This window comes from Vicinamibacterales bacterium, from assembly GCA_041659285.1.
Taxonomy (GTDB): Bacteria; Acidobacteriota; Vicinamibacteria; order Vicinamibacterales; family UBA2999; genus 12-FULL-67-14b.
In genome coordinates, this window is the sequence record JBAZYO010000013.1 from 1 (window position 1) to 22465 (window position 22465).

Genomic DNA, 22465 nt, shown 5'->3' on the forward strand with positions numbered 1-22465 from the left:
GGTCGAAGAGGCCGCCGCGCACCGCCCGCGCAAGCCGTTCCGGTTGGCCGGCGCGACCCCTGCCGGGTCGTCCAAGGCAAGGAAGACGCGGCACAAACGGTAAGCTCACGATCGGATATCATCTACGACTATCGATATTCGCTTTTGCCTGACCGCAATCCTACGAGGTCGGATGACGCTGGTTGAAAAGACGACGGTCGGACTGCTGGCAGTGCTGGCAATGGCGTTTGGGCACGACCATGCCGCGTTTGCGCAGGTGCCGGCCACGCCCATGGCGATTGGCGAGGTCGTGGACGCGGCCAGCAAGGACCTGCCCGCCGTCGCCGAAGCCGCCGCCCGGGCAAGCGCGGCATCGGCGGCCATCGGCGAGTTCAGGGCCGCCTACCTGCCGCGCGTCGATGGCCTGTGGCAGTTGAATCGCGCGAGCCGCAACAACGTGTTCGGCCTGCTACTGCCGCAAAGCATCGTCCCCGCCATATCAGGTCCCGTACTCGGCACCGACAGCTTCGAAAGCGCCTGGGGCAGCGCCGCCGGCCTGCTGTTCTCAGCGGAAGTCTTCGACTTCGGCCGGCGATCGGCCACCGTCGACGCCGCCCGCGCCCAGGCCTCGGCCAGTGAGGCGCAGCTCAGCCTCGCGCGCCTTAACGCCGGCATCGCGGCGGCCGATGCCTACCTGGCCGCTCTCGGCGCCCAGCAAACCGTGGTGGCCGCCCGCGCCAACGTCGCTCGCCTGGAGACCCTGCAGGGCACGGTGAAGGCGCAGGTGGATGCGGAGCTGAAGCCGGGCGCCGACCAATCGCGCATCGATGCCGAAACCGCCGCCGCCCGCAACCGCCTGGTGGCGGCAGAGCAGGCATTGGCGCTCGCGAAGCTGGCGATTGCGCAGGCGGTGGGACGTCCGGATCTGGATCTCGTGCTGGTTCCCGCGAGCCTGTTGACCAATCAGCCGGCTCGCACGACTTCCGCCGAAACGGGCTCACCGGAACATCCGGCGATCACCGCCGCCACGCGAGCCGTCACCGCCGCCGAGATGAAGCGCGAAGCGACGGCCCGAGCGTTCAGGCCGCGATTCCTGTTCAATGGCGCGCTGGCGGCGCGCGCGAGCGGCGCCAGCGTCGATGGCACCATCGACAACGGGCATGGTCTGTGGCCCGATGTCCCGAACTGGGCCGCCGGCCTGACCGTCTCGTTTCCATTCCTCGACCTCACGGCGAATCGGGCGCGGCTCGCGGTCGAGGCAGCCGACACCGCCGCATCCCAGGCGCGGCTGCAGGGCGCGGTGCAACGTCGGCGCATCGAGACGCGGCAGGCGGATGTGCTGCTGGACGCCGCCGCGAAGATGGCCGCGAACATCCCGGCGCAGCTGTCGGCGGCGCGGCAGGCCGATGCGCAGGCGCGCGCCCGTTACGAGGCGGGGCTAACCGGCATTGTCGAAGTCGCCGACGCACAGCGGCTGCTGGCGCAGGCGGAAACCGAGGACGCACTGGCGTCACTGGCCGTGTGGCGCGCGCGACTCGCGCAGGCCGCCGCACACGGTGACCTGACGGCGTTTCTCACCGAGGCCGCGATGCCCACCGGGCCCCGCGTCAAACCCTGATCATGCGACTCACACTTGCGGCACTCTCCCGGCCGATCACCATCATCGTCGCCGTGCTCGGACTGGCGGTGGCGGCCGGGCTCGCCGTGCGCCGCATGCCGGTCGACATCTTCCCGACCGTCGGCGACCCCGCCGTCTACGTGGCCCAGCCCTACGGCGGCATGGACCCGGCACAGATGGACGGGTTCCTGACCTACTACTACGAGTACCACTTCCTCTACATCTCGGGCATCGAGCACATCGAGTCGAAGAGCATCCAGGGCGTCGCGCTGCTCAAGCTGGTGTTCCACCCGGGCACCGACATGAACCAGGCCATGGCGCAGGTGGTCGGCTACGTGAACCGGGCCCGCGCCTTCATGCCGCCCGGGGCCGTGCCGCCCTTCATCACGCGCTTCGATGCCGGCAGCGTGCCGATCGGCCAGCTGGTGTTCAGCAGTCCCACCCGCCTGCCGGCGGAAATGCAGGACATCGCCCTGAACCGCGTCCGGCCGCTGTTTGCCACGTTGCCTGGCGTATCCGCACCACCGCCCTTCGGTGGCAATCAACGCACCATCGTCGTACGCCTCGATCCGGAACGGCTGCAGTCGTATCGGGTGTCGCCGGAGGAGGCGATTGCCGCCGTCAATCGCGCCACCGTCGTCACGCCGTCGGGGAACGTGCGGACCGGCGACTTGAATCGCATTGCCTCCACCAACGCCACGCTTGGCGGCAACCTGTCGGAACTGCTCGAGGCGCCGGTGCGCGTGGGCTCCGGGACCACGGTCTACCTGCGAGACCTCGGGGTCGTGGAGAACGGCACCGACATCGTCTCCAGTTACGCGCACGTCAACGGCAAGCGCACCGTCTATATCCCTGTCACGAAACGCTCCGACGCCAGCACCCTCTCGGTGATCGCGGCAGTGCGGCAGAACCTGGCGGCGATGCAGGCGCTGGTACCCGAAGACGTGGAGATCCGGCTGGAGTTCGACCAGTCACGCTATGTGACCAGCGCGATCCGGAACCTGGTCACGGAGGGCCTGCTCGGCGCGCTGCTGACCGGCTTGATGGTGCTGCTGTTCCTGCGCGACTGGAAGAGCGCGCTGATTGTGGTGGCGACCATTCCCGGCGCGTTGATGGCGGCGGTGGTCGGGCTCTGGCTCGGCGGCCAGACCATGAACCTGATGACGCTGGGCGGCCTGGCCCTGGCCGTCGGTGTGCTGGTTGACGAAGCGACGGTGGCCATCGAGAGCATTCACTCGCAGTTGGGCCGTGGCGCGGCCAAGGTCGACGCGGTGATCGAGGCGAGCCGCGTGACGTCGGTGCCGCGGCTGCTCGCCATGCTGGTGGTGGTGGCGGTGTTCCTGCCGGCGTTCTCACTGGTCGGCGTGCCGCGCCAGCTGTTCGTGCCGTTGGCGCTGGCGGTAACGCTGGCGATGGCGGCATCGTATGTCCTGTCGAGCACGCTGGTGCCGGTGTTGTCGGCCTGGTGGCTGCGGACGCACGCCGACGATTCGCGGTCGTTCGCGAAGGCGCAGGCCCGCTACGCCGCCGTGCTGCACCGCGTGCTGGCCGCCCGAGGCGTGACGGTGATCGGTTACCTGGTCGCGTGCGCGGCCGTGCTCGCGGTGTTGCTGCCTCGCCTTGGTGTCGAGTTGTTCCCGGTGACCGGCAGCGATCAACTCCAGATGCGGCTGCGCGCGCCGACCGGCACGCGCATTGAACGGACCGAGCCGCTGACGCTTCGGGTGCTCGAAGCGGTCAAGAACGAGGTCGGCGCGGACAACGTCTCAATCAGCACCGCGTTCATCGGCGTGCAGCCGGCCAGTTACCCGATCAACACCATCTACCTGTGGACCTCCGGTCCGCACGAAGCGGTGCTGCTCGTGTCGCTGACGGCGGAGGCCAGCCGCGACGCCGCCGGGCTTCGCGAGCGCTTGCGGGCGCGGCTGAAGAAGGCCGTGCCAGAAATGACCGTCTCGTTCGAAGCCGGCGACATCGTCTCGCAGGTCATGAGCTTCGGTTCGCCGACACCGGTCGAAGTCGCGGTGCAGGGCCTCAACCTGCAGCAGAACCGCGAGCACGCCGCGAAGATCCAGGCCGCTCTGGCGCCGCTGCCGTTCCTTCGCGACCTGCAGATTGCCCAGCCGCTCGACTACCCGACGCTGAACGTCAACATCGATCGCGAACGGGCCGGCCAGTACGGCCTCACCATGAGCAACGTGGCGAGGTCCCTGCTCACAGCGACGGCGTCGAGCCGCTTCGTGGAACCCAACTACTGGCGTGACCCGGTGGGCGGCAACGCCTTTCAGATCCAGGTGGAGATTCCGCAGAGCCGCATCGCTTCAGCGCAGGATCTCGAGGCGCTGCCGGTGATGGCGGGGGGCACCCAGGCCACCACCCTCGGCGATGTCGCCTCCGTTGCCACGGGGGTGATGCCGGGAATGATCGAGCGCTATAACGGTCAACGCGTCGTCAGCATGACGGCCAACCTGCATGGCATGACGCTTGGCCAGGCCCTGCCGGCCATCCGCGACGCCATTGCCACCGTTGGCGAAGTGCCGCGTGGCGTGACCGTGGCGCTCAGGGGACAGGTGCCGGCGCTCGAACAGACCGTGAGTGCCCTTCAATCTGGCCTCGGCCTCTCAGTCCTGGCCATCGCATTGCTTCTGACGGCGTACTTTCAATCGTGGCGGCTCGCGCTCGCCGTGCTGGCGGCCGTGCCGGCGGCGCTCTCGGGCGTGGTGCTGATGCTCTGGGCGACGGGGACCTCGATGAACGTGCAGTCGTTCGTCGGCGCCACCATGGCCACCGGCATCGGCGTGGCCAACGCCATCCTGCTCGTCTCGTTTGCCGAAGCCGCCCGCCGGCAAGGGGAATCCAGCCTCAGCGCCGCGGCCACCGGCAGCGTCGGCCGGCTTCGCGCCGTGCTGATGACCGCCGCCGCCATGATGATTGGCATGGTCCCCATGGCGCTTGGCCTCGGCGATGGCGGCGACCAGGCGGCGCCGCTCGGCCGCGCCGTGATCGGCGGGCTGATGGCCGCCACCGCCGCCACCCTGCTCGTGGTTCCCGCGTGTTACGCCCTGCTCCAGGCCTCCGCATCAACGCGGACGGCGTCCCTCAACCCTTCGGATCTCGCGAGTGATGGTCATGCACCTTCATAGATCGTTCGTCGCCTTCAGTGCCGCCCTCGTGTTGATCAGCCCGGCAGTCGCGCGTGGGCAAGCGGTGGAGACCGCGCCGGTGACCCGGCGCGCCGACCAGCGCGTGGTGCAGTTGCCGGGCGAGCTGACGCCGTTCCAGGCCTCTGCCCTGTCGGCCCGCATCGGCGGCTTCGTTGAGCACGTGCAGGTCGATCGCGGCAGTGTCGTCAAGCAAGGCCAGGTGCTCGCCACGCTCGCGGTGCCGGAACTGACCGCGCAGTCGGCGGAGGCGCGGTCGCGGGTGTTGCTGGCCGAAGCGAGACGCGCCGAAGCCGAGTCGAAGGTGACGACGGTGGTGTCGACGCTGGAGCGGCTGAAGCGCGCCGCCTCGACACCCGGGACGGTGGCCGGCCTCGACCTGCTGCGCGCCGAGGAAGACGTGGCGTCGGCGCGCGCGGCCTTCCAGACGCAAGTCCAGGCCATCGAAGGCGCCAAGGCGGCGCTGCAGTCCGTGCTCGCGCTCGAAGAGTACCGCTCCATCGTCGCGCCCTTCGCGGGGCGGATTACCGAGCGCCTGGTGCACCCCGGCGCGTTGGTTGGGCCGACCACCGGCCCGTTATTTCGACTCGAACAAGTCTCCCGCCTGCGGTTGGTGCTGCCGGTGCCGGAACACAGCCTGGGCGTGATCGCCATGGGCCGGATCCTGGAGTTCCGGGTGCCGGCGCATCCAGGACGAACGTTCAGCGCGAAGCTCGCGCGCAGCGCCGGTTCGCTTGATTCCCGGACGCGGACGATGTCGATTGAGGCGGATGTCGATAACGCGGCCGGACTGCTGGCACCCGGCATGTTTCCCGAGGTGTCATGGACGATCGCGCGTGAAACCGCCGGAATGCTGGTACCCGCCACGGCCGTCGTGACCACCACGGAACGGACGTTCGTGATCAGGGTCACCAACGGCAAAGCCGAATGGGTCACGGTCAAGAAAGGCGCCGCCGCGGGGGATCAAGTGGAAGTGGCGGGCGACCTCAAGCCGGGCGACCTCGTGGTCAAGCGGGCGACCGACGAGATCCGTAACGGATCCGTTCTGAAGTCCTGATCGTCACCTGACTCAACCAGCCGGCCGCAAGTTGGCAAACACCCCAAAGCCCGGAGCGACGCGGCCGTTGTAGCGGGGCGCGAGCAACGCCGGCAGCATGCTGAGATTGAGATGCGCGCCGATGCCCGGCGCCCACCCCTTGATCGGTGGCAGTTGGCGCAGGTAGCCCAACTGCGCCTTCCCGACCGTGAAGATGCTGGTGATGTATTCGTGCACGTGGAGGTCGTGAGCGGGTTTGCCGACCACCTCCAGCCTGGCGAACCAATGGTGCCGGCCATTGACCGAGCGCAGGCTGGACTCGGCCAACACGGCATGGGTCGATTGCGTGAGCGTGCCCCCTGGAACGGCGCTGGTGTCGCGATTGACGCCGTAGGCGATCGTGCCGGCCCAGCCGCCGGCACCGCGCGTTGGACGGAAGTACATGGCCGACGCGGTGGCGCGGTTCACGTCCTGCCGCGGCTGGCTGCCGAGGCCGGCTTCAGCTTCGCGCAGGTGACCGGCTGACACCTGCAACGACCAGCGGTCGCTGGGGGCAACCGAGATGCGGCCCGACACCGAGTCGAGCGCGGCCATCTCCAGGCCGGCGCGCGCGTCATCCGGTTCCCGTCCGTTGAACGCCGACGCTTCGGCGCGCCATCGCGAGCCGGACACGCCGGCGGTGATCACGCCGAACGCGATGTGGGTCGCGTCGAGCCAGTGGTGCGTGATCGGCGCAATCGGGTTGGGCATCGCCGACGCGCGGTGTGGAAACGCCGGCGGCCCCAGCGCCGACTCCCCTGCCAACGCCGCGTAGCCATGGAAACGGAGACGATCGGAGAGCGGCCGCTCGTAGTCAACGGCCAGTTCCATGAACAGGTCGTGCGGATGCTGTTGATCGTGAATCGAATCGCCGTCGCAGACTTCGCCGGTGGCCAGCAGGTCCGGATACCCGCAGCCGCCAATGGTCCACGGCTCGGCGCTGAGCATCGCCCGCACGCCGACGCGGCCGCGGCCGAGCGGACGACGCGCCATGCCCATGAACCAGTTGATGCTGCCGAACTGCCGGCTGGTGCGATGGACTTCTCCGGATTCGTAGAGGAACTGCGCGAAGACGTTGGCGTGGCCCATGAACATCCAGTCGCCAACGGCGGCGTGGATGCCGGACATCGGCGTCGCCGCGGGTTGCCACGACGTCCCGGACGACTCCTCGGCGCGGTGCTGCTGGGCAGCGGCGGGCATCGCGAGGACGAGCAAGGCGGCCAGGCCGCAGGCGAACCGACTCAAGACTCCCTTTATAGCACTGGCCCGTTTGAGCCATGACGGTGAAGGATTTCTTCTGGAGCCGGGTGGGGTTGACCGGACTCCGCCGCCGCGGCATTATTCAAGCATCTATTTGAATACTTGAGCCATGCCAAAGCCCGTTCGCTTCAAGACCGCCGTCTACGACCTGATCGCCCAGGTCGGCAAGGCCGCATCGAACCCGGTGCGCCTCGAGATTCTCGACCTGCTGGCGCAGGCGCCGCGCACCGTCGAGGCCGTCGCCGGCCAGATCGAGCACAGCGTCGCCAACACCTCGCACCACCTGCAGGTGTTGCGACGCGCGCGCCTGGTCGAGACCGAGAAGGCCGGCCTCTACGTCACCTATCGCCTGGCCGACGCGCTGGTCGGCACCTTCGTGCTCCAGCTGCGGACGCTGGCCCGCGCCCGGCTGGACGAGATCGACCGAGTCCGCCGCGACTATCTCGACCACCGCGGCGCATTGGATGCCGTTGGGCAGAACGAGCTGATCCGCAAGGTGCGATCGGGCGAGGTCACCGTGGTCGACGTCCGGCCGGCCCGCGAATTCGACGCCGGCCACATCCCGGGCGCCGTCTCCATTCCCCTGGGCGAATTGAAGAAACGGCTCCGCGAACTCCCCAAGCACCGTGACATCGTCGCCTACTGCCGCGGGCCCTACTGCGTGATGTCTACTGATGCCGCCGCGCTGCTGCGGGCGAAGGGGTACCGGGCGCAGGCGATGGCGGAAGGCGTGCCGGAGTGGCGCGCCAAGGGCTGGCGCATCGACACCAGCAAGGGCCGTCGCGAGAGCGCGCGCCCATGACTGCGTCTGCGCCGACGGAAGGCGCCGCCATCCGGCTCGGGCTGCGCGAGAACCTCGGTCAGTTCTCGCTCCTGATCGTGGTCAACGCGTTCGTCGGCGCCATGGTCGGCCTGGAACGCAGCATCCTGCCGGCGATCGCGGAGCAGGAGTTCCAGCTCGCCGCCCGCACCGCCGTGCTGTCGTTCATCGTCGTCTTCGGTGTGGCGAAGGCGCTCACCAACTACGGCGCCGGCCGATTGTCCGATCGGTGGGGACGGAAGCACGTCCTCGTCGCCGGGTGGCTGGTCGCCGCTCCGGTCCCTTTCCTGCTCATGTGGGCGCCAACCTGGAACTGGATCCTGTTCGCCAACCTCCTGCTCGGCATCAGCCAGGGGCTGACCTGGTCAACGACCGTGATCATGAAGATCGACCTGGTCGGCCCGAAGCAGCGTGGGCTGGCCATGGGCCTGAACGAGTTCGCCGGCTACCTGGCGGTGGCCGCCAGCGCCCTGGCCACGGGCTGGATCGCCACGCGATACGGCGTGCGCCCGCAACCGTTCTATCTCGGCGTGGTGTACGTCATCGTCGGTCTGGCGCTGTCGGCGCTCCTCGTTCGCGAGACCCGTCATCACGTCTCGCACGAATCCGCGCTCGCCGGGGCCCTGCCGCCCGGCGGCATCCCCACGGCGCGCGAGGTGTTCTGGCGCACGACGCTGCTCGACCGCGACCTGTCGAGCATCAGCCAGGCAGGCCTCGTCAACAACCTCAACGACGGCATGGCCTGGGGTCTCTTCCCGATGGTGTTCGCGGCGGCCGGCATGAACCTGGCGCAGGTCGGACTGCTCGCCGCGGTCTATCCCGCCACGTGGGGTGTGAGCCAGTTGGTGACCGGCGCGCTGTCGGATCGCATCGGCCGCAAGCCGCTGATTGTCTGGGGCATGTGGATCCAGGCGGCCGGCATCGGCGTGGTGACGATGGCGCAGGCGTTCACCGGGTTTGTCGTGGGTGGACTGCTGCTGGGCATCGGCACGGCGATGGTCTACCCCGCACTCCTCGCGGCCATCGGCGACGTCGCCCACCCCAGGTGGCGGGCCTCCGCGGTGGGGGTGTATCGCCTGTGGCGTGACCTCGGCTATGCCATCGGTGCGCTGCTCGCGGGCATCACGGCCGACGCCTTCGGCCTCAACGTCGCGATGTGGGTGATCGCGGCGCTCACCTTCGTGTCAGGACTCGTCTCGGCGCTTCGGATGTCGGAAACACTGCAGGTTCCACGGGAGTAGGACTCATGCCGAACACACTCTTCATCTTGAATGACCCTCCGTATGGAACGGAGCGCAGCTACAACGCCCTCCGCCTCGCGGGCTCGTTGTCCAAGCGCGAAGGCGAGGACGTGAAGGTCTTCCTTCTTGGCGACGCGGCCAGCTGCGCCAAGAAGGACCAGAAGGTGCCGCAGGGGTACTACAACACGGAGCTCATGCTGCGAGCCGTCGGCCGCCACGGCGGCGAGATCGGCGTCTGCGGCACGTGCATGGATGCCAGGGGGATCGCCGACCCGGAGCTCATCGACACCACGCACCGGAGCACGCTCGAGGAGTTGACCAACTGGGTGCAGTGGGCCGATCGCGCGCTGGTGTTCTAGGCCGCAGGTTGGCGCAGATTACTCAGACTTCCAGCAGCAAAGGAGACGGCCCATGGCTGACTCGAAGACGGTTCTGATTCTCGGTGGTGGCGTCGGCGGTATCGCAACGGCGCGGGCGCTTCGCAAGCACCTGCCGAAGCAGCACCGCGTGGTGCTGGTCGATCGCGAGCGCGATCACGTGTTCGCACCCGTCACTCCTGTGGCTCATGGTCGGCCAGCGCACCGCTGGCGCGATCACCCGTCCACTGGCCCGCCTGGCCCGCAAAGGGATCGACGTCCGCATCGGCAATATCGAGCACATCGATCCTGAGCGGCGAACGGCGACGGTGGCCGGCGAGACACTCGAGGCCGATTACCTGGTCATCACGCTGGGCGCCGACCTGTCCCCGGAATCAATTCCCGGCCTCGCCGAATCGGGGCACAACTTCTACACGCGCAGCGGCGCCGAGTCACTGTGGGCGGCGCTCCGGCAGCTGCGCACTGGTCGCATCGTGGTGCTCACCGCCGCCCCGGCCTACAAGTGCCCGGCGGCGCCGTACGAAGGCGCGATGCTGATCGACGGCTGGTGCCGCGAGCAGGGACTGCGCGACGCCGTGCAGATTGATGTCTATGCCGCCGAGCCGGCGCCGATGGGCGTGGCGGGTCCCCACGTCTCGAGCGCCGTCACGCAACTGCTCGCCGCGAAGGGCATCCCCTATCACCCCGGGCATCAGGTGACGGCGGTGGATGCCAGCCGGAAGCGCCTGACCTTTGCAAACGGCGAGGAGGCCGCCTTCGACCTGCTCGCCTACGTGCCACCTCATCGCGCGCCGGCTGTGATTCGCGACAGCGGCCTGGCGAGTGACAGCGGCTGGATGTCCGTGGACCGCCACACAATGCAGACACGGTGGCCCAACGTCTACGCCATCGGCGACGTCGTCTCGATCCCGCTGACGCTCGGGAAGCCGCTACCGAAGGCCGGCGTGTTTGCCCACAGCCAGGCCAGGGTCGTCGCCGGCAACATCGCCCAGGCCATTGCCGGCCAGGTCGAATCGGCGCGCTTCGATGGCCACGGCGACTGCTTCATTGAGATTGGCGGGGGCAAGGCTGGCATGGGCGGCGGCAACTTCTACGCGGAGCCGAAGCCGGAGGTGACCCTGCGTCCACCGGCTCGGCGATGGCATCTCGGCAAGGTCTGGGTGGAGAAGTCGTGGCTCTATACCAAGCTGTAAGTGTCCGCTCGGAGCATCCCCACGCAACCGGCCGTCCGACAGGCTAGAGATGGAGGCCGGCGCCGGCCTGTTCAACCGTCCGTCCGTCGCGAATGTGATAGATGCGCTTGAACGTCGGGATGATCTTCTCGTCGTGGGTCACGACGATGATGGCCGTCTCGTACTGGGTGGCCAGTTGATGGAGGATGCGCATCACCGCCAGGCCGCGCTCGCTGTCGAGGGGCGCCGTCGGCTCGTCCGCCAGGATCACCGGCGGCCGGTTGGCCAGCGCCCGGGCAATCGACACGCGCTGCTGTTCGCCGCCCGAGAGCTCAGACGGCAGCGCGGAGGCGCGATGCGCCACATCGAGCGCCTGCAGCAGTTCCCGGGCGCGCGCACGGGACTCCCCATTCGGATGTCCCGCAAGCATCAGCAGCAACGCCACGTTGTCGGTGGCGTCGAGAAACGGAATCAGGTACGGCGCCTGGAAGATGAAGCCAATGCGGTCACGGCGGAGCACCCGGAGATCGGGGATCTTCCACCCGTGGTCGTAAATCACGGTGCCGCCCAGGGTCATGCGGCCCCGCGTGGGCTCGATCACCGCGCCCAGGCATTTGAGCAGGGTGGTCTTGCCCGATCCACTCGGGCCAATCAGGCCCACCACTTCACCTGGCGCCACCTCCATGTTGACGTCGACGAGGGCATCAACCGCGGTGTCGCCCGCGCCGTAGCGCTTGCTCAGGCCTTCGATCCGGATGCCGACGCCCGCCGCCATGTCAGCCGCCGATCGCCGTCGCCGGGTCCACCGCCAGCGCGGCGCGAATGGCCAGCGTGCTGGCCAGCACGCACACCACCATCACGATCACGAACCCGCGCACGGCATCGCCGGGCTCGAGCAGCACGTAGCGCGGAAAGATCGGGCCCCACAGCGTGGCGGCGATCTTCCCCACCGCGAAGCCAACCACGCCCAGCCCCAGAGCCTGCTGCAGGATCATGCTGGCGATGGTGCGATTGTGCGTGCCAATCAGCTTGAGCACCGCGATCTCCCGGATCTTGCCCAGCGTCATGGTGTAGATGATGAACGCCACGATCGCCGCGCTGACAATGGTCAGGATGACGAGGAACATGCCAATTTGCCGCGACGCCGTGGCGATCATCTTGGCGATCAGGATGTTTTCCATTTGCGCGCGCGTGAACACCTGCAGGTGTTTCCACCGGCGGATGCCCTGCGCGACCTCCTCGGACGAACGGCCCTCGGCCACCCGCACGAGCACCGCGTTGACGTTGTGGTTGCTGGCCTGGGAGTCGTCGAAGGCCGCCGGCACGCGATTGAGCGCCGCGGTCGCGGCCGTGCGCGCGCGCTCGTTGACGATGGCGTCGTTGTCCTTGAGGAACTGGGCCTCCTGCGCGTCCTTGAGGGGCACGAAGAACATCGGGTCGCCGCCCGACGACACCATGCGCCGGGTGAGACCCACCACCGTGTAGTCGTGGCGGCGAATGCGGACGTGCTCGCCGAGCCCGACCCCGGCGGTCACGTCGGCCACGGTCTCGTAGTGGCCGCGGGTCACGCGGCGGCCCGCAATCAGATACCCGGGCTCTCCCGGCTCTCCAGCAACGAACCCGACGACCATGGCGCGCACGTCCTGGACGCCCTTGCGCACCTGCATCGTGAAATACGTGACGTTGGCGGCTTGCGTCACGCCGGGCATGCTCAGGATGTCGCGGTAGACGTCATCGCGGATGCTCGACGCCTCGGCGTACGGACCGAGCGTGTCTTTCTGCACCACCCACAAGTCGGCGCCGCTGTTGTTCAGCAGCACCTTGGCGTCATCGACCATGCCCCTGTAGACGCCGGCCATCGTGAACGTCACGCCGATCAGCAAACCCAGTCCGAGCCCGGTGAGCACGAACCGGCCTGATGAATGCAGGATGTCTCGACCGGCGAGGCTGATCATGGCTGCGCCCCGCGCAAGGAGGGCACCACCGTGTGGCGGCTGGCGTCGGTCAGCTCGCGCTCGCTGTAGACCACGACCTGGTCACCGGCGCGAAGGCCGTCGAGCACCTGGACGCGGCCATCGAGCCCTTCGACCCCGGTCGCGACCGGCACGAACCGCAGTTGCTCGCCGTCGAGGCGCCAGACACCTGCCTGGGATCCGCGGTAGCGGATGCTGGCATTGGGCACAATCAGCGTGCCTGTCACAGCGGGCAGGTCGAGCGTGACCTCCACCATTTCCGCGATCGAAATCCCCGCTGGCAGCATGTCGAACGCGACCTTGGCCAGACGCTCTTCGGTGACGTTGTCGCTGATGGGCTCAACGCGCACTACCTTGCCGGCGAGGGACTGCAGCGGGTTGGCTCGCCGAGTGATGTGGGCCGTCAGCCCCACGGCGAGACCGGCCGACCGGCCCTGGTCGATCCGCAGCGCAATCCACAGGCTCGCGGGGTCTTGCAGCTTGAGAACCGATTGCCCGGCGATCACGGTGGAGCCCGGCTCCGCATCGCGGGAGGTGACGACGCCGTCAACCGGGGCGACCAGGCGGATGTTCGCGCGCTGCTGCTGCGCGCTCCCCCGATCCGCTTCGAGCCTGGCGAGGTCGCGTCGAGCGCCGGCCAGCGCGGCGTCCGCCGCGGCGACCTGGGCATCGGCCGCGCTCCTGGCCTGCAGCGCGCTGTCAACCACGCTCTGGCTCACGACGCCGGCCTTGCCGAGGTCCACGGCACGGCGCTCTTCGATGGTCGCCAGCTTCTGGCGGCTCTGCGTGTCCCGCAGTTGCGCCTGGGCTGCCGCCACGGCGCTCTGGCCCCGGTCCTGCGCCGACGTTGACGCGGTCACGCGCTCGTCAAGGTCAACGGGCTCCATCTCGGCCACCAGTTGGCCGGCGCGCACCGCATCCCCCACGTCCACGAGCACCCGTTTCACGCGGCCCGCCGATGTCGGCCCAATGAAATACGAGCGGCGCGCCTCGACGGTGCCGATGCCGAACAATGCAGGCGAGACGTCGCCGGTCGTGACTTCGGTGACGGTAACCTGCACCGGCGCCAGCGGACCGCTCTGCGTCGCCACCCAGCCAAGCGCCAGGAGCAACGCCACGCCAAAGACACCGAACCCAACCTGCCGCGCAACTACCCGGGAGAAGGCCATCTGTTCCTGAGAGATGCAGGATGTGGGAAAAGGTGACAGACCGCGTCACCGAATTCCCACGCCGGCCGCTCAATCCATGGGCTGAGGGGCGCCCGGCACGGTGAGGGGATCGCCAGTGGCGTGCTCGGTGATTTGATACCTGAGAAACGCGTGGAGTGCCGCCAGCGCCTCGGCGTTGGCCGTGGCGATACGAACGATGCCGCCCCGCTCGGTTTCGGCGTAAGTGTAGGAGATCTCGGCGTTGAGGCGCTGCAGCACCGGCACTCCGGGGGGCTGCTCGCTGTGGGTCATGAGCGGCTTGCCGAAGTCGCCCTGCTTGAATGCCATGGCGATTTCCTTGAGGTGCGTGCGAATCTGATCGCGACCGGCCTGATCACCCGCCGCGTTGGCATCCACCGAGATCGCTCCGCCGGTGGCCGCCAGGGTGAAGTGGTGCGTGGTCGTGTCCTGATCGAAGCCCATGGCCTGCTTGCCATGCGCCTTCATGTCCGCGTCCTTCTTCATCTGCTCCATGTGCTGCTCGTGCGTCATGCCGGCAGGCATGGGCGAGTGCTGGGCGTGCGCCAAAGGCGCGAAGACGGGGAGCAGCGCGAACGCCGCAATCGTGAGGAGGGTTCGTGTCATACACCATCGTAGACCTGGAACGATTCCAGGGTTGGCCGTTCGCGCGATGGGCCTTTGCTCGCGAAGGCCGGGCCGCCACCTCCCGCACACTACCTTGCCGGCATTCCCCATTCCACGGCCAAGGCAGGCGACGGCCGTGAGATCCTAGCTTCACCCATGACCACGACCGGCCGCAGTCCGTTACTCGACCACCCCCTTGAGGCGCCCTCGGTGTTCAGACCGGCCGATCTCATGGATGCCGTGCGGCGAGAGCGCCACCTCGACGCCACGCGGGTTCCGCCGCTCTGCGTTCTCGACTTCGACGGCGATCTGGCCGATGGTCTCGCCCGCGATGGTACGGCGACACCCTCGGCGTCGTGGGCGTGCTTTCACACCCAGATGCTGACCTTGACCATTGATGGGCTGGAATGTGGGGTCGTGCCACGAACCATTGGCGGGCCATATGCGGTACTGATCGCCGAGCAGCTTCACGCCGCCGGCGCCCGCCTCATCGTCGGGCTGACATCTGCCGGCCGGCTTCAGCCAGCACTTGCGCTTCCCAGCATTGTCGTCGTCGACGCCGCCGTCCGCGACGAGGGCACGTCGCTCCACTACTTGAAGGAATCGCCGACGGTATCGACGCCCACGCCGTCACTGGTGACGCACCTGGCCCGCGAGCTTGGAACGGTTGGCGCCGTCCACGAGGGCCTTGTGTGGACCACCGATGCGCCCTATCGTGAGACCGAGCAGCAACTGCACCGATGGGCGGAAGCGGGGGCCTTGGCGGTGGAGATGCAGGCGGCTTCGTTGTTCGCGTTCGGCGTCACGACCGGCGCCGGCATCGGCATGGTGGCGCTGGTCAGCAATAGCCCGGCCACATCGCACGAGCAATTCGATACCGGCGGACACGGCTACCGGCTTCGCGTGCTGACTGCCGTCGCCCGCGCCGCACGTGCGTTTCTTGAAGACGTGGAATGATTCGGCAATAACCTGGAGGTCATGGTGGATCACGTGAAGCACTCGCGAACCGCTCAGCTCGCAGTTGGCGTTCTCCTCTCTGGCGCGCTCCTGGGGTTCGCGGCATGCGGCGGGCCCGGCCCGTCCGGTTCCCAACCCGCGCCGCCGGCCGCCGCCAACGCCACGCCGGCCACGGCCACGGCCGCGACGGCAGAGCATCCAGAACTTGGTGAAGGCGCGGCCGTGACCGAAGACTCGCTGACGACGGCGGTGACAACGCACATGCAAGCGGAGGCCGCGCGGCAGGGCGGTTCGCTCGCGATCCAGGATCCCCAGCAGCAACGCCAGTTGCAGCTGACCCTGACCACCGTGCATCGGGAAGGCACCCGCAAGCTGCCCGACGGCCGTTACTTCGCATGCGCCGACTTCAAAGGGAGCGACGGCCACACCTACGACCTGGATGTGTTCATGAAGCCAGACCTGAACGGCTTGACCGCCGACGAAGTGACCATTCACAAGCAGGACGGCCAGCCGCGCTACAACTGGACGCAAACGGATGGGACCTGGAAGCGGGAGCCGGTGACGCCGCGGTAATGCGCAGGCGTCGGTTCTGCTCCGGACGCAGGCGCTACGGTCTGAGAATCTCGATCAGCCTCCCCTGGATCGCCGCTGAGGACGGAACTCCGCCCGGGTAGAGCCGTCACGTCGGCGAGGGGTGCGGCACCGGCGGTTCGGCCATCCCAAAGAGATCGCGGCCCAAGTACAGCACCGTCGGGGTGCCATACCCGCCGCGCGCATCCGACTCCTTCAAGGTATCGGCGTCGATGAACTGGTAGTCCGTCGCCAGCCCCATTGCCGCGAGCGCCTCGTCCAGATTGGCGCGCATCGTCTCGGTGTTGACGCAGCCGTCACGCGTCAGAAATACCAGGTCTCTCATCGACTGAATGCCGTCAGCTTTCGGTGAGGGTGTCGTGGTGGAACAGCCCGCCACGACCACCAGGAGGCCCAGAAGGGCGACAACTGCTCTTGCCGGTGCCATTCGCGGTAGGTTAGCCTCCGTACCCGGGTACGGAGTCAAGACGATATGTCGCATCAAGCTTTCCGAGGGTCGATCGGGGCCTTGGCCGAGGCCGCCGCTGTCAACGTCGAGACCATCCGCTTCTACCAGCGGAAGGGATTGCTGGCGGAACCGCCGCGCCGGCGTGGCGAGATCCGACGGTACGGACCGAACGATGTCGCGCGTGTCACGTTCATAAAGGCCGCTCAACGCCTGGGGTTCACCCTCGACGAGATTGAGGGACTGCTGCAGCTGGACGATGGGGCCCACTGCGACGAGGCGCGGGGCATGGCGGAAGGCAAGCTGAACAACGTGCGGGCGAAGCTGCGCAGCCTTCGACGCATCGAGTCTGCGCTGGAGGCATTGGTGGCAGACTGCTGCGCGACACGGAACACCATGACCTGCCCGTTGATCGCGTCGCTACACGCGCCCGAATGATGACGAACCTCGTTGCCGCCTGATCCGATAGCCGTACATGCTCGCCTGGACTCCGTTGAATAGAGCCGTTGAGGGACTTATGAGCAAGCCACTCCTGGGCATCGTAATCGGCGGGATTCTTGGCGCCGTCCTCGGCAGCGTGGCCGCCGCCGGCCAGCCGGCGCAAGCGCCGGCCTCACCCAACAATTTGAGCTCGCTCGAGTTCTTCATCGGACGTTGGCAAGGCACGTCGGAAGGCCAGCCCGGCAAAGGCACCGCGGCGCGTGACTACGTCTCGTCGCTGCGGTCGAAGATCATCCAGGCCAGGAACCGCGCGGAGTATCCGCCCCAGCCTGCCAACCCAAAGGGCGAGACCCACGAAGACACCGGCACCTACAGCTTCGACAATGGCGCGAAGCGCGTGCGCTTCCGTCAGTATCACGTTGAAGGCTTCGTCATTCACTACGTGCTCGAGCCGCAAATCAAGCCGGACACTTTCGTGTTCGTGAGCGAGGCCATCGAGAACATCCCCCCTGGCTATCGCAGTCGTGAGACGCACGTCGTGCTGGGCCCCGATGAATTCGAGGAAGTCTTCGAGTTGGCGGACCCCGGGCAGGACTTCGTCGTGTATTCGCGAACCAGGCTGAAGCGGGTGCGCTAGCCGCGCGCCAGCGCGCCCGCTCGCGAGGCGGGTGCCGGCGACGATACCGGCGGCGACGACGGTATACTTCGGTTGCCGTTTTTGCCAACCCTCCACAATGGCCAACAACACGCAGGACAACCTCTCCGGACCGCTTGAGTGGCCGTTCCCCATCGAGTGGGACAAGACCGAAGAGATCGAGACCGACGTCCTCGTGATCGGCGGCGGCGCCTCCGGCTGTTTCGCCGCGATGGGCGCGGCCAGCCGCGGCGCCCGGGTGGTGATGTGGGAGAAGGCGGCCACGCTCACGAGCGGCGCCATGGGGTCGGGCTGCGATCACTGGGAGATGGCGGCGACCAATCCCTGCTCGCGGGTGACGCCGGAAGAGCTCGCCGACGCGATGATTCGCGGCCACCACGGCTACAACAACGGCATCTCCCACTACATCGAAGCCCGGGAATCCTACGATCGCCTGCTCGACCTCGAGCACTACGGCGCCAAGATCCGCGACACCGACGACGAATTTGCCGGCGCGGATTTCCGCGACGAGGCCTCGAAGTTCCTGTTCGCCTACGACTACGTCAATCGCTTCACGCTGCGCGTGTGGGGCACCACGTTCAAGAAGGCCATGTATCGCGGCGCCAAGCGCATGAAGGCGGTGGTCGTCGATCGGACGATGGGCGCGGGCCTGCTCACCGAAGGTGGACGCATGGGCGGGCGCGTGGTGGGCGCGGTGGCCATCAACGGCCGCACCGGCAAGTTCACCGTCTGCCGGGCCAAGGCCACGGTGCTGTGCATGTCGCGGCCGACCCGCCTGTGGCTGTTCGCGCCTGGCGCCACCGGCCTCTCGGAATTCCGCCCGCCCCAGTGCACGGGCGACGGCCACGCCATGGGCTGGCGCGTCGGTGCGTCGTTCACGATGCTCGAGAAATCGGTGCGGGCCGAGTGGTCGGGCCTGCGCAGCTTCCCGCCTTACAGCACGGGCAACAACCACAACACGTGGTACGCATGCACGATGATCGACGCCGAGGGCCGGAAGATCCCGTGGCTCGATCGCGACGGCAACGAACTGAAGACCGTCGCCGAGCGCTATCGCCCCGCGGCCGGACAGAAGTTCTACATGAAGGGCGGCGGTGAACCCGACTTCCCTTTCTACGAGTTCCAGGGCCCCGAGACGCTGGGGTTCGAAGAAGCCCTGAAGCGCGGCTACAAGCTCCCCTTCTATGCCGACCTGACCGACATGCCCGAAACCGAACGGCGCGTGATCTGGGGCACCATGGTCGGCAACGAAGGCAAGACGCGGACGCCGGTGTTCAAGGCCTACAACGACGCCGGGTTCGACCCGAACCGGGACGTGCTGCAAAGCTACGGCGACGGCTGGCGTTCGGGCCAGTTCCTGCCACAGGAGCGCCAGTTCTTCGGCATCCCCGGCGGCGTCGTCAACGACTGGAAGCTGATGACCAACCTCGAGGGCCTGTTCGCCGCCGGCGACGTGCTGTTCGCGTCCGACTGCGTCGGCCACGCCGCCGCCACCGGTCATTATGCCGGCCGGCACGCCGCCGACTTCTCGGCCGCGCGTGGGCCGGTCGCGATCGATCCAGCGCAAGTGGCGGCCGAGCGCACGCGCCTGTTCGAGCCCTTGAAGCGAAAGGGCGGGGTCAGCTGGCAGGCGCTGAGCGAAGCGATCACGCGCGTGATGCAGAACTACTGCGGCGCCGTGAAGAGCGACGACCTGCTGCACGAGGGCCTGCGCGGCCTGAAGGAATTGCGCGAGAACGAAGCCACGCTCCTGTTCGCGCGCAACCCACACGATTTGCTGCGCGCGCAGGAAACGCTCAACGTCCTGACCAACGCCGAGCTGGTCATCCAGTCGTGCCTCGCGCGCAGGGCCAGTTCACACCAGCTGCAGTTTGCGCGCCTCGACTACCCCGCGATGGATCCGCCCGAGTGGCACAAGTTCGTCACCATCTGGCAGGACGCGTCGGGGGTGAAGACCGGATCGCTGCCAATCGACTACTACGGAGACCTGGCGGCCAACTACGAGCGGCACAACGCCGATCACGTGCGCGAGGCCCGGCGATGAGCAAGGTCTTCGCCATTCCGGACCAGGCGCTCGTCGATCCGATCACGATCTATCCGGACCTCTGCACGGGCTGCAACCTGTGCCTGCACGTGTGCCCGGTGGATCTGTTCCTGCCGAATGCCGAGATCGGCGGCCCGCCACACGTGATCTACCCCGGGGAGTGCTGGTACGAGGGCAGCTGCGTGGACGTGTGCCCGGAACCCGGCGCCATCACGCTCAATCGCCCGCCGGCCATGCGCGTGAACTGGAAGCCGCGCAGCGAGTGCCACACGCGCGCCCCGGTACCGGCGCCCGCATCGGAAGAAGATCCACGCTGACAGGGTCATCAGCCGGCCCCATATTCGTCTTGACATATATGTCAATCCGTCCATATATTCGTATTAGCGAATATGGCCGAACAGGCAAAGGGGTGCACCGTGGCTGAGATCAAGGACATCGTCCAACAGAAGTACGGCGAGGCGGCAATCCGGGCGCGCAGCGGCAAGACCAGCTGCGGCTGTGGCGCCTCGGGGTCGTGCGGTCCCGACCCGATCACCTCGAACCTCTACGACGCGGCCCAGTCGGCGGCGATTCCCGTCGAGGCGATGCAGGCCTCGCTCGGGTGCGGCAATCCGACGGCGCTCGCGGAGCTGAAGCCCGGCGAAGTGGTGCTGGACCTCGGCTCGGGCGGCGGCATCGATGTGCTCCTCTCGGCGCGCCGCGTCGGCCCCACCGGCAAGGCCTACGGCCTCGACATGACCGACGAGATGCTGGCGCTCGCCCGCGACAACCAGGCGAAGTCGGGCCTGACCAACGTCGAGTTCCTGCGCGGCGAAATCGAGCACATCCCGCTGCCCGACAATTCGGTGGACGTCATCATCTCCAACTGCGTGATCAACCTGTCCGCGGACAAGGATCGGGTGCTCGCCGAGGCGTTCCGCGTGCTGAAGCCGGGTGGCCGGTTTGCGGTGTCCGACGTCGTCGTGCGCGGCACCGGCATTCCCGAGGCCGTGCGGCGCAGCATGGAGCTCTGGGTCGGCTGTGTCGCCGGCGCCCTGGAAGAATCCGAATACCAGCGGAAGCTCGCCGCCGCCGGCTTCGAGTCGGTAACCGTCGAGCCGACCCGCATCTATCGCGCTGAAGACGCGCGGCAGTTCCTGGAAGAGGGCGGGCTCTTCAGCGAGGGACTCGCCGAGCAGGTTGACGGCCGCTTCATGAGCGCCTTCGTGCGCGCGGCGAAGCCGGCAGCCAAGGCCGCCTGCTGCACCACCACCTGCTGCACCTAGTGGTCCGAATCCGAATTAGCTCGGCATTCGGCTGGCGCTGCATCCCGACTGGCGGCGTTGCTCCTCCCTTACATATGCTCAATATGCTCGGTCGTCGCGCCTTGCCATTCGGGCGCATCGCCACCCTCGATGCACGAGCTAATTCGAATCCGGACCACTAGCGCGACACGAGCGGACGCGCCTCGGCGCGCGGCGCCAGGCTGACGGCGACGAACACCACGGCCGACACCGCAAACGCGATCAGCAACGCCAGGTCGATGTTGAAAAGCCCGTGGAAGGGGCCCGGCACGCCGGCGGCGAACGCCGCGATCCCAATCGCGCCGCCCACCGCCATCGCCGCGTACGCCCCCTGGCGCGTGGCCCGCGCCCACAACAGGCCGCCGAGCAGCGGCACCAGCATGCTGCCCATATAGGGGTAGTTGAAGATGATGATGGTGTCGAGAATGCCGCGCGCCTGGAGCGCCACCAGCACGCCCAGCACCAGCGACACCGCCACCGCGATCCGCGCGTAGAGCGTGGCGTTCGGCAGGTCGTCGAGCTCCGCCGACGGGTTGAGCACCATGTTGTAGAAGTCCCGGGAGAAGCATCCCGCCAGCGAGATCAGCAGCGCGTTCGCCGTGGACATGGCGGCGGCGAGGAGCGCCGACACCACCACGCCCGCCAGCACCGGCGGGAGCGTCGCCGTGACCACGTGCGTCAACACGTCGCCATTGGCCACCGCCGGAAACGCCAGCTTGCCGACCGCGCCGATCATCGCCGCGAAGAAACTGATGACAATGACCATGACGCCGGCGATGATGCAGCCCCACGTCGCGATGGTGGCCGTCCGCGCCGACTGATAGCGGATGAAGGCGTCGTACGATACCGAAATCGAGAACAGGAACGGCGTGATCAGGAACACGGCCCGGGTGCCCATGCCGGTGGGCACGAACGGCGTCGCCAGCACCTGCGCCGTGGTGCCGGGATCAACCACGCTGGCCGCGGCGGCGGCCGTCAGCGGAATGCCGACGACGATGATCGCCACCTGGAAGAAATCCGCGGCCACCACGCCCCACATGCCGCTCATGACGTTGGACAGCAGGATGATGGCGCCGATCGCGAGCACGGCCGTCGTGTACGAGATGCCCAGCCCCGACAGCACGGAGCCGGCGGCCATCATCTGCGCCGCGAAAATGCCGAGCAGGCTCGGGATGTTCGAGACCCACGCCCACATCCGCACGCCGCGATTTTCGCCGTAACGCGCGGCGAAGAAGTCAATCGGGACGATGCCGCCGATGGTGCGCAGGCGTTTGGCCGCAAACAACCCCGCCAAAATGAGGCCGGCGCCGCAGCCGAGGCCGTACCAGGTCCCGGGCCAGACGCCAGACGCCGCGCCGGTTTCGGCGCCGCCGAGCACCACGCCGGCGCCGATCTGCACCGCCGCCAGCGACGCGGTGGTGAGCGCCAGGCCCAGGTTGCGGCCCGCCACCAGGTAGTCGGAGGCCCGCTTGATTTTCGTGCTGAGCGCGGCGCCCAGAATGAACGTGCCGAGCAGGTAGGCGACGACGACGGCGATCAGCATCGGCAGAGGATACGCGGTGACGGTGGTCACGACAACC

At 67.8% G+C, this 22465-nt stretch carries 22 protein-coding genes; 14 read left to right on the forward strand and 8 right to left on the reverse strand.

Annotated elements, in window-relative coordinates; all coding sequences use genetic code 11:
* The first annotated feature begins 172 nt into the window (after positions 1-172).
* The 3 genes from WC815_18465 to WC815_18475 are packed head-to-tail and all read left to right on the forward strand — an operon-like array spanning position 173 to position 5815.
* Positions 173-1597, forward strand: a complete 1425-nt coding sequence (locus WC815_18465; protein ID MFA5910768.1) for a TolC family protein — start codon at positions 173-175, stop codon at positions 1595-1597.
* Positions 1598-1599: 2 nt separating this feature from the next.
* Positions 1600-4740, forward strand: a complete 3141-nt coding sequence (locus WC815_18470) for an efflux RND transporter permease subunit (GenBank protein ID MFA5910769.1) — start codon at positions 1600-1602, stop codon at positions 4738-4740.
* Positions 4727-5815, forward strand: a complete 1089-nt coding sequence (locus WC815_18475) for an efflux RND transporter periplasmic adaptor subunit (protein ID MFA5910770.1) — start codon at positions 4727-4729, stop codon at positions 5813-5815. Before WC815_18470 ends, WC815_18475 begins: the two co-directional genes overlap by 14 nt.
* Before the next feature lie 12 nt (positions 5816-5827).
* Here the strand turns inward: WC815_18475 and WC815_18480 are convergent, their stop codons facing one another.
* Complete coding sequence (locus WC815_18480; GenBank protein MFA5910771.1) at positions 5828-7078, reverse strand: hypothetical protein; 1251 nt, start codon at positions 7076-7078, stop codon at positions 5828-5830.
* A 124-nt stretch (positions 7079-7202) separates the two neighbouring features.
* Between WC815_18480 and WC815_18485 the strand changes: the two genes are divergently transcribed.
* Genes WC815_18485 through WC815_18495 form a run of 3 tightly spaced genes read left to right on the forward strand, consistent with a single transcriptional unit; the run spans position 7203 to position 9513 of the window.
* Complete coding sequence (locus WC815_18485) at positions 7203-7895, forward strand: metalloregulator ArsR/SmtB family transcription factor (protein MFA5910772.1); 693 nt, start codon at positions 7203-7205, stop codon at positions 7893-7895.
* A complete protein-coding gene (locus WC815_18490) occupies positions 7892-9154 on the forward strand; it encodes an MFS transporter (protein ID MFA5910773.1) in 1263 nt (420 codons plus the stop codon). Before WC815_18485 ends, WC815_18490 begins: the two co-directional genes overlap by 4 nt.
* 5 nt (positions 9155-9159) lie before the next feature.
* Positions 9160-9513 carry a DsrE family protein gene (locus WC815_18495; protein MFA5910774.1) on the forward strand — a complete coding sequence of 118 codons (354 nt, stop codon included), beginning with the start codon at positions 9160-9162 and terminating at the stop codon, positions 9511-9513.
* 22 nt (positions 9514-9535) lie between these two features.
* Here the strand turns inward: WC815_18495 and WC815_18500 are convergent, their stop codons facing one another.
* Positions 9536-9691, reverse strand: a complete 156-nt coding sequence (locus tag WC815_18500; protein MFA5910775.1) for a hypothetical protein — start codon at positions 9689-9691, stop codon at positions 9536-9538.
* A 28-nt stretch (positions 9692-9719) separates the two neighbouring features.
* Here WC815_18500 and WC815_18505 point away from each other — a divergent pair, with 28 nt between their 5' ends.
* Entirely contained in the window at positions 9720-10724 is a 1005-nt protein-coding gene (locus tag WC815_18505; protein MFA5910776.1) for an FAD/NAD(P)-binding oxidoreductase, read from the forward strand.
* Between the two features lie 43 nt (positions 10725-10767).
* On the opposite strand, the gene WC815_18510 is transcribed toward WC815_18505, so the two are convergent.
* The 4 genes from WC815_18510 to WC815_18525 all read right to left on the reverse strand — a co-directional run bounded on the left by WC815_18510 (position 10768) and on the right by WC815_18525 (position 14469).
* Positions 10768-11478: an ABC transporter ATP-binding protein gene (locus WC815_18510; protein ID MFA5910777.1), complete on the reverse strand. Its 711-nt coding sequence runs from the start codon at positions 11476-11478 to the stop codon at positions 10768-10770.
* 1 nt (position 11479) lies between these two features.
* Entirely contained in the window at positions 11480-12658 is a 1179-nt protein-coding gene (locus WC815_18515) for an ABC transporter permease (protein ID MFA5910778.1), read from the reverse strand.
* Positions 12655-13845, reverse strand: a complete 1191-nt coding sequence (locus tag WC815_18520) for an efflux RND transporter periplasmic adaptor subunit (GenBank protein ID MFA5910779.1) — start codon at positions 13843-13845, stop codon at positions 12655-12657. The genes WC815_18515 and WC815_18520 overlap by 4 nt, the downstream gene beginning before the upstream one ends.
* 69 nt (positions 13846-13914) lie before the next feature.
* Positions 13915-14469, reverse strand: a complete 555-nt coding sequence (locus WC815_18525) for a hypothetical protein (GenBank protein ID MFA5910780.1) — start codon at positions 14467-14469, stop codon at positions 13915-13917.
* 156 nt (positions 14470-14625) lie between these two features.
* Between WC815_18525 and WC815_18530 the strand changes: the two genes are divergently transcribed.
* Entirely contained in the window at positions 14626-15426 is an 801-nt protein-coding gene (locus tag WC815_18530; GenBank protein ID MFA5910781.1) for a nucleoside phosphorylase, read from the forward strand.
* A 33-nt stretch (positions 15427-15459) separates the two neighbouring features.
* Entirely contained in the window at positions 15460-15999 is a 540-nt protein-coding gene (locus WC815_18535) for a hypothetical protein (protein MFA5910782.1), read from the forward strand.
* A gap of 106 nt (positions 16000-16105) precedes the next feature.
* Here the strand turns inward: WC815_18535 and WC815_18540 are convergent, their stop codons facing one another.
* Positions 16106-16342 (reverse strand): hypothetical protein, encoded by a 237-nt coding sequence (locus tag WC815_18540; protein MFA5910783.1) that lies wholly within the window; start codon positions 16340-16342, stop codon positions 16106-16108.
* 147 nt (positions 16343-16489) lie between these two features.
* Here WC815_18540 and merR point away from each other — a divergent pair, with 147 nt between their 5' ends.
* The 5 genes from merR (at position 16490) to WC815_18565 (ending at position 20867) form a co-directional block, all read left to right on the forward strand.
* Positions 16490-16900, forward strand: a complete 411-nt coding sequence (merR, locus tag WC815_18545; GenBank protein MFA5910784.1) for an Hg(II)-responsive transcriptional regulator — start codon at positions 16490-16492, stop codon at positions 16898-16900.
* A 79-nt stretch (positions 16901-16979) separates the two neighbouring features.
* The gene (locus tag WC815_18550) at positions 16980-17540 is read left to right on the forward strand and encodes a hypothetical protein (GenBank protein ID MFA5910785.1); all 561 of its coding nucleotides are present in this window, start codon (positions 16980-16982) and stop codon (positions 17538-17540) included.
* Positions 17541-17637: 97 nt separating this feature from the next.
* Complete coding sequence (locus WC815_18555; protein MFA5910786.1) at positions 17638-19602, forward strand: FAD-binding protein; 1965 nt, start codon at positions 17638-17640, stop codon at positions 19600-19602.
* Positions 19599-19919, forward strand: a complete 321-nt coding sequence (locus WC815_18560; GenBank protein MFA5910787.1) for a ferredoxin family protein — start codon at positions 19599-19601, stop codon at positions 19917-19919. Before WC815_18555 ends, WC815_18560 begins: the two co-directional genes overlap by 4 nt.
* Before the next feature lie 72 nt (positions 19920-19991).
* Complete coding sequence (locus WC815_18565) at positions 19992-20867, forward strand: arsenite methyltransferase (protein MFA5910788.1); 876 nt, start codon at positions 19992-19994, stop codon at positions 20865-20867.
* Between the two features lie 157 nt (positions 20868-21024).
* Here the strand turns inward: WC815_18565 and WC815_18570 are convergent, their stop codons facing one another.
* Positions 21025-22458 (reverse strand): sodium:solute symporter family protein, encoded by a 1434-nt coding sequence (locus WC815_18570; protein ID MFA5910789.1) that lies wholly within the window; start codon positions 22456-22458, stop codon positions 21025-21027.
* Positions 22459-22465: the final 7 nt, after the last annotated feature.